The 7,153-nt window shown below is 57.4% G+C and carries 9 protein-coding genes; 3 read left to right on the top strand and 6 right to left on the bottom strand.

Going from position 1 to position 7,153, the window contains the following annotated elements; translation table 11 throughout:
* Both ACMLHG_RS02980 and smpB read left to right on the top strand, forming a co-directional pair.
* Window positions 1-888: DnaJ C-terminal domain-containing protein (locus ACMLHG_RS02980; RefSeq protein WP_417169493.1), on the top strand; the 888-nt coding region annotated here is incomplete at its 5' end.
* A 17-nt stretch (window positions 889-905) separates the two neighbouring features.
* A complete protein-coding gene (gene smpB / locus ACMLHG_RS02975; protein WP_294434398.1) occupies window positions 906-1,367 on the top strand; it encodes an SsrA-binding protein SmpB in 462 nt (153 codons plus the stop codon).
* 86 nt (window positions 1,368-1,453) lie between these two features.
* Here smpB and ACMLHG_RS02970 read toward each other — a convergent pair whose 3' ends face one another.
* The 3 genes from ACMLHG_RS02970 to ACMLHG_RS02960 all read right to left on the bottom strand — a co-directional run bounded on the left by ACMLHG_RS02970 (window position 1,454) and on the right by ACMLHG_RS02960 (window position 3,159).
* The gene (locus ACMLHG_RS02970; RefSeq protein ID WP_417169492.1) at window positions 1,454-1,948 is read right to left on the bottom strand and encodes a pyridoxamine 5'-phosphate oxidase family protein; all 495 of its coding nucleotides are present in this window, start codon (window positions 1,946-1,948) and stop codon (window positions 1,454-1,456) included.
* A gap of 212 nt (window positions 1,949-2,160) precedes the next feature.
* Window positions 2,161-2,709, bottom strand: coding sequence for a hypothetical protein (locus tag ACMLHG_RS02965; RefSeq protein WP_294434402.1), 549 nt, complete (start codon window positions 2,707-2,709; stop codon window positions 2,161-2,163).
* 153 nt (window positions 2,710-2,862) lie between these two features.
* Window positions 2,863-3,159, bottom strand: coding sequence for a glycogen-binding domain-containing protein (locus ACMLHG_RS02960; RefSeq protein ID WP_294434404.1), 297 nt, complete (start codon window positions 3,157-3,159; stop codon window positions 2,863-2,865).
* A gap of 244 nt (window positions 3,160-3,403) precedes the next feature.
* Between ACMLHG_RS02960 and ACMLHG_RS02955 the strand changes: the two genes are divergently transcribed.
* Window positions 3,404-5,587, top strand: a complete 2,184-nt coding sequence (locus ACMLHG_RS02955; protein ID WP_295807261.1) for a hypothetical protein — start codon at window positions 3,404-3,406, stop codon at window positions 5,585-5,587.
* A 12-nt stretch (window positions 5,588-5,599) separates the two neighbouring features.
* Here the strand turns inward: ACMLHG_RS02955 and ACMLHG_RS02950 are convergent, their stop codons facing one another.
* The 3 genes from ACMLHG_RS02950 to ACMLHG_RS02940 form a co-directional block, all read right to left on the bottom strand.
* A complete protein-coding gene (locus ACMLHG_RS02950; RefSeq protein WP_294434408.1) occupies window positions 5,600-6,208 on the bottom strand; it encodes a MarC family protein in 609 nt (202 codons plus the stop codon).
* A 30-nt stretch (window positions 6,209-6,238) separates the two neighbouring features.
* On the bottom strand, window positions 6,239-6,748 hold the full coding sequence (gene purE / locus ACMLHG_RS02945) for a 5-(carboxyamino)imidazole ribonucleotide mutase (protein ID WP_294434410.1): 510 nt from the start codon (window positions 6,746-6,748) through the stop codon (window positions 6,239-6,241).
* A gap of 109 nt (window positions 6,749-6,857) precedes the next feature.
* On the bottom strand, window positions 6,858-7,153 hold a 296-nt coding region (locus tag ACMLHG_RS02940), incomplete at its 5' end, for a DNA-directed RNA polymerase subunit omega (RefSeq protein WP_417169491.1).

Below are 7,153 nucleotides of genomic sequence, written 5' to 3'. Positions count from 1 at the left end.
GCACAGGATATCTTCAGTCAATTCTTCGGAGGCGGTGTCTCATTCGAAGATCTGTTTGGTGGTGGCGGCGGCGGCAGCAGAAGACGGGCCTACAACGGTCCGGTCGATGGCGACGACCTCCGGTACGACCTGGAGATCGACTTTGAAGACGCCATGTACGGCGCCGACAAGAAGATCACCATGCCGCGACTGGTGGACTGCCCGGACTGCAGCGGTTCCGGTTGTGAACCCGGTTCTGGAAAGAAGGTCTGCCCGAAATGCGGCGGCACCGGTCAACAGACGGTTTCGCAGGGCTTTTTCAGCATGAGCCAGCCCTGTTCCCGCTGCCGCGGCACCGGCCAGATCATCGAAAAGCCGTGCCGGAAGTGCGGCGGAGCTGGACGCGTCGAAGTGGAGAAGAGTTTTCAACTTCACATTCAGCCGGGAGTGGATACCGGTTCACGACTGCGGGTTCCGGGCAAAGGCGGAGCCGGTCTGCACGGCGGACGGCCCGGAGATCTCTACGTGGTGATCCATGTCCGCGCCAACGACATTTTCACCCGGAACGGAGAGGATCTGCTCTGTGAGGTCCCGGTGCCGTACGAGACATGCGTTCTCGGCGGTGTGGTGGAGGTTCCGACCATCTCCGGCAAGGCGAAGATGCGGGTTCCGGCGGGAACTCAGAGCGGCACGATTCTGCGGCTCAAGGGCAAAGGGGTGCCTTCGCTTCGCGGCGGTGCCCGCGGCGACCTGCACATCCGCGTTCTGGTGGAAAGTCCGACCGGACTCACCGCCGAACAGCAGGAGCAGCTCCGGAAATTCGCAGCCGGTCTGAACGAGAAGAATTATCCCCGCATGGCCTCGTACCGGGAGCGGGCGAAACGCTTTCTGCGCGACGATCAGGCGTAACAGCAATGAGGTAAATCATGCCGAGGCAGACTCCGAAGGATCCGGTGCTGGCCACCAATAAAAAAGCCTTTCATGACTACAACATCATCGAACGGTTCGAAGCGGGCATTCAACTCGTCGGGACCGAGGTGAAAAGCTGTCGGGAACGGGCGATCCAGCTCAACGAAGGATACGTCAAAATTTCCGGCAACCAGATGTGGCTGGTCAATGTGCATATCGCGCAGTACGGCTTCGGCAATCGTTTCAACCATGAGGTCCGGCAGCAGCGCCGCCTTTTGATGCATCACAACGAGATCCTCAAACTCGCACAGTGGCTGGGCACAAAAGGCGGTACCATCATCCCGCTCAAATTCTATTTGAAGCAAGGGCTGGTCAAGGTGGAAATCGCCTACTGTCAGGGGAAGAACCGCGGCGACAAGCGGGAAACGCTGCGCCGTCAGCAGGCCGATCTGGAAATGCGGCGGCAGGTAAAACGCTGAAATCTGCAATGCCGGGGAAAGCGGTCGAGAGGAAGCGCATTGCCAACTCCCGACCGCTTCGTGTTTGATCCTGCTTCGATCGCGGCTTATGCCCGTTGCGAGGGGCCGGGATTCTGTTTTCCGGTAACGGAACTGACTGTCATTTTCAGAATGGCGGTATATCGCAGGAGCTCCTCCGGCACCTCAAACGGCTGATCGACGATGAAATGCTTCATCAGCAACTTCAAAGCGTGAAATTTCTCCTCCGGCTCCTCCACCACCTCCACGGTTCCTTCTGCGGCAACAGAGGAATAATACATCGTCCAGTATTTCTGTCCGTTTCGCTCCCCTTCATAAAATTTCGTATCGGTCTCCGCAAAGAAATAGGTGGAGGAATTGCGGCGGAGACAATCCAGTTTTCGTCCCGCCGGCGCAGCGTGAAAGTAGAGCAGGAGAGTTCCCTCCTTCACCTCATAGCCGAAATTCAGCGTAACGCCATACGGCTTCCCGTCATCACACAGGGCAAGATGCCCGTAGTCGAGCCGATTGAGAATTTCCAGTATGGTGGAGAATTCTTTGATTTCACGATCTTTTCTTCGCATGAGATCACATTTCCTTTCTCTTACGGCCTCCGTCTGCCGGAGAAGAGTTCTTACCCTCTAATTTCTTCAGCGCATCAAGTTTCCATTGCACGGAAGGAGACCGTCTGAATTGCCGGCTCCGCACCGGGGGGTCGCAGTCAATGCTGCAAGGCGACAATAGAAAGAGGGGAGGCCGGCAGATACCGACCTCCCGTATTCTCTTTCGCCTCCAGCTATTTTGCCGCCTTGGCAAACAGGGAGATCGTGTAACGCTTTCCCGCTTCCACTTTCAACCCCTGCCCGATCCGGTTGTCGTGGTTGATCTTCATCGCCTTTTTGCCCTCTTTGGCGTCCTCCACCAGGCAGGCTTTGCTTTTCGAACCGAGATTCCAGATTCTCGGAGCGGAGAGATCGGGTTTCAACGTTTCAAATCCGCCGTTCGGCGCTTCCTGACCGTTGAATTTGATGCCGTCCACGACAATGAACGCTCTCATTTCCGGCGTCGAAGCCCAGCCGCCGCCGAAGGCGAGCCAGAGAAAACCGTCTTTTTCCGCCGAAAAGGAGAATTCAATCGGCGTCCAATCCGCGCCGACCGTCTTGCTCACCACCAGATAGCCCGGCTGCTCCGCAGCGGGGAGCCAGGATGCGCGAACAAACTTCACCTCTCCGTCACCCGGTTTCAATACATTATCCTGACTGCTGATGTCCAGCCGGAATTCAGCCGGTGCCGCCGCCAGGGTCGCCCCCAGCAGCGCGAAGAGGAACGTTGCATACTGCTTCATACCATGGTCTCCTGTGACATATGAGCGGATACCCCGCATTACTCCGGAAATATAAGTTCGAATTTCCGAAAAATCAAGCATCACCGGTAGAAACAGCGAAGAAAAGACTTAAAAAGAGAGCGACAGCAGAAATTCAGGCCGGAACAGGCAGCATCACTTGACGTTCAAAACGCTGTTGAGCGTTCCGAAATCATTGGAAGTAAAGTTCGGATTACTCTCATCGAGCACCCATTCGCCGTCGACAACGAACTTATACTCGTAGTACCCGGGAGCGAGCGAGAGAGTGCAACGGTAGGAGCCGTTCCCGCCGGCATCCACCATCGGATTCAATTCCGGCTCCCAGTCGTTGAAGGAACCGGCAACCGCCACCTTTTTACCGGGAGCAAGGTTGCAGACAAGCTCCACCTTGCGCATGGCGCCGCCCGGATTCGTCACACCCGATTTTTCCATCGTCACGCTCCATCCTTCCTGTTCCATCCTCACGGCATTAATATACAACCAATCCCCCAAAAATTCAACCGGCTCTGCGGATTCTTCCCCGGAAAACCGGCGACGACGCTCCCCGGAGTTGAAAAAGTGAAAAAAACAGAAAAAAAACACTCGCCGATTTCCGCAAGACGCGGTATATTACTTCATACTGAAAAATTTTGTTTGGGAGACAACAGGCAACGCTTACAGCAGGCAGTTCAGAAAAATGACCACATCCACCAGTGAAACTTCCGATATGATGTTCCGTCGGATTGGCGGAGCCCCGCAGCTGGCATTGCGCAACATCGACGATCTGGCCTGCGTTCTGGAGCTGGATGAAGCCCTCTGGGCCGTCACCGGAATCGCCATCGATGCATTGCGCACCGACCGCCAGTTCCTCGACTTCATCGATGACGATCACAACGGTGTCATCCGCGCGGACGAAGTAAAACGGGCCGTTGCCTGGTTCCTCGCCAACATCCGGCCGGGCTCGACACCGGCACTGGGTTCCCCCGATCTTTGCATCGATTCCATCAATGTTTCCACCCCGGAGGGAGCGGCTCTGCGCGCCGCCGCCAACGTGGTGCTCCGCAACCTCGGCATTCCAGACTCCCCTACCCTCAACCTCGCGCAGATTCGGGATGATGACGGCATTCTCAGCAACGCCTGCTGCAATGGAGACGGCGTAATCACTCCCGGCTGCTTTACCGGCGACTGCCGCGATATCGCCGGAGTTCCGGAGGATCCGCACCTGGCGGAGATTGTCGGCCATATCATGAAAATCACCGGCAGCTGCAAGGATCTGACCGGAGAAGAGGGGATCAACCGGGAAATCCTCGACTCGTTCTGCGCCGGGGCGGAAAAATACATCGCCTGGTATGAAGCGCCTGCCAATCAGCCGGAACTTTTGCGCCCTTACGCGGAAGAAACGGCGAACTTCTCCGCCATGGTGGAGAAACTTCAAGACCCCATCGACCGTTACTTTCTCCATTGCGCCGCACTGGAGTTTCTACCGGAACTCTCCCGGCCGGTCCCGGCCAATGATGAAACCGGCGATGCCTCGCCCGCCGCTTCGGTGCGCGACCTGCTCGAAAAACTTCCGGTCGCCACGCCGCGGCCGGACCGGATTCTGGATTTCTCCGCGCCGCTGAATCCTCTGTATGAGACGGAGCTCCGCACGTTTGCCGCGCATCCGGCCATGGCGGAATTTCTTTCCGGCAACAAGCTCAGCGAAGCAATGTGGCACCGTCTGAGCGCCTCGCTGGCGGCCTACCGGGAATGGAAGAACTCCGAGCCGGACAAGGCGTTCGAAGCGGTTGAAACCGCCACTCTGAAACAGTGGCTCGCCGACGGCAGTCTGGAAGAGCTCCGCCGCCGCATCGAGGAAGATCTCACGGTTGCGACCGAACTTACCGCCTATCACAGTCTGCTCAAATTGACACTGTATCAGCAGTATCTGCTCGAATTTCTCAACAACTATGTCTCCCTGAGCGAACTCTTCAATCCCCGTGGAAGCTCGATGCTTCAAACCGGCAAGCTGGTCATGGACGGGCGGCACTACACCTTCGCAACCCCCATCCGGAATCTCGCCGAACACAAACGGATCGCCACGATGAGCGATATCTGTGTCCTTTACATCGAAGCGACCACCGGCAAGACGGGAAACCTCAAAACAATGACTCTTGCCGTCGCCGTCACCTCCGGCAACATCCGCAACCTCTTCATCGGCAAGCACGGCATTTTCTTCGCCGCGGACGGTTCCGTCTGGGATGCCCGCATCATCGACCTCATTCAGCAACCGGTTTCGATCAGCGAAGCGCTCAAAATGCCGTTTTTCCGCTTCGGGGAATTCATCGCCAGACAGGCCGACCGCTTTTTCAGCACCAAGAGCACGGAAGTGCAGAAGACGCTCGAGAAAAACATCACCACCGGCGCAATCATTCCTCCGCCGGTCGCGGCCCCCAAACCGCAGACTCCGGCGGTGAGCGGTTCCATGATGCTCATGGGCGGAGGCATCGGAATCGCGGCAATCGGCAGCGCCGTCGCCTTCATCATCAAGTCGCTCCAGAACATTTCCGTACTCAATGTACTGACGATACTGTTCGGCATCATTCTGGTCTTCGGCGGTCCGATGGTGGTGATCTCGCTGGTCAAGCTGTACCGCCGCAACATTTCGCGTTTTCTGGAAGCCAATGCCTGCGCGGTCAACCGCCCGATGCGGCTCTCCAGAAAGATGGGCAAGGTCTTCACCTTCGCACCTCCCCTGCCCCGCGCCGGCCTCATCAAGGAGGATCTGGTGGATCTCTTCCGCAAACCGGGGGTCAGCAAAGGAGTCCGTTTTTTCCAGATTGTGTTTCTGCTGCTCGCCGTCGCGGCCGCCGCACTCTGCTGGCTGCTTCCGGTGCTCTGAGAGTGTTGCAACTCAGCCGAACAGCATGTTACGGATTCCAGTAAAGATCAGTTGCGAGGCAAGCGCGGCGAGGAACAGGCCGGTCAGTTTGCTCAAGATGTTCAGCCCCTTCTTTTTCAGCAGCCGTTCAAGCGTCGCCGAAAAATAGAGCAGGCCGCCCATCATGAATACAGCGATCAAAATTCCGGCAAGGTGAGAGAGCCGGATTGCAGTGGATTCCGCCGACGCCCCCATGGTCAGCAGCGTACCGATCGTACCGGGACCGACCGTGTAGGGAATCGCCAGCGGGACCACCGCGACATCCCCGTCATCATCGCATTGACGGGTGCCGGATGGCGTCCCGGAGGAACGCACCACTTCGATGCCGCTCAGCAGCAGCACCAGCCCGGCGCCGATCCGGAACGCATCCAGCGTGATGCCGAGATAGCCGAAGATCCGGTCGCCGAGCAGATAGAGAATCACCACGATGATCAGAATCGCCAGCGTGGTGCGAACCGCCAGTTTCCGCTGTTCTTTCAGTGTCATTCCGGCGGTCAGAGAAACAAAAAGCGATAGAACAAAAAAAGGCGTCAGCAGAAAAAAGAACTGCACCACCATGCCGATGAATACATGAAGATTCATGCCGCGCCTCTCTTTCGTTCCCTGCGGGGATTAACGCTCCTTGAGCTCCTCCTGCAACTCCGCATCGGCGTTGAGGACCATTTCGCGCTGTTCGGCCCGGTACTCCCGAAGCCGGGCAGCCAGTCCGGAATCGCTGAGCGCAAGAATCGAGACCGCGTAAAGCGCCGCATTCTTGCCGCCCGCCTTCCCCGCGGTTACTGCCGCGACCGGGATCCCCGGAGGCATCTGGACAATCGAAAACAGCGCATCAAGGCCGTTGAACGGTTCGCTCGCCACCGGCAGGCCGATGACCGGAAGTGTCGTATGGGCCGCAACCACGCCGCCGAGATGAGCCGCCATCCCCGCGGCGCAGATCACCACTTTGTAACCATTTTTTTCCAATCCCGAGGCAAACTCCGCCGCCTCGCAGGGCGTCCGGTGCGCGGAAAGAACCCGCGCCGTAAATCCAACGCCGAAATGATCGAAAACTTTGAATGCATTCTGCAGGATCGGCAGATCGCTTTTGCTGCCCATGATGACAGCGACAACCGGCTTATTCATATCCTATTCTACTCCACACACAAGATTTTTCTGGACAAAAGGCCCGTGAAAATCATTCCACGGGCCGGCTGACGGCAGAGCGTATTTTCCCGTCGGGGGGGAAAGCCAGTCACTGCGCATCCGGTTCCGTTTTCTCCTCCGCCGCCGGAGCCTCTTCCGGATTTTCCGGCATTGGAGGCAGTCCGGAAGGAGTCTCCCCCGGGGTGCCGAATTCATAGCTCAGCAGCCCTTCGGCAATTTCGAGCAATGCCACATCAAGCAGATTTTCGGAATCGCATTTGATCATCGGCCGCGCGCCGAACGCAAGCTGCTTGGCGCGTTTCGCGGCGACAACCGACAGAATCTGCGGATCGGGAATCATCTTTTTGGCTCGGGCCAGATAACTGTTGTTCATGCTCATTCTCT

Source organism: Victivallis sp., assembly GCF_048170485.1.
GTDB lineage: Bacteria > Verrucomicrobiota > Lentisphaeria > Victivallales > Victivallaceae > Victivallis.
Note: the sequence above shows the minus strand (reverse complement) of the source record. Positions and strands in the feature narration are given on the sequence as shown.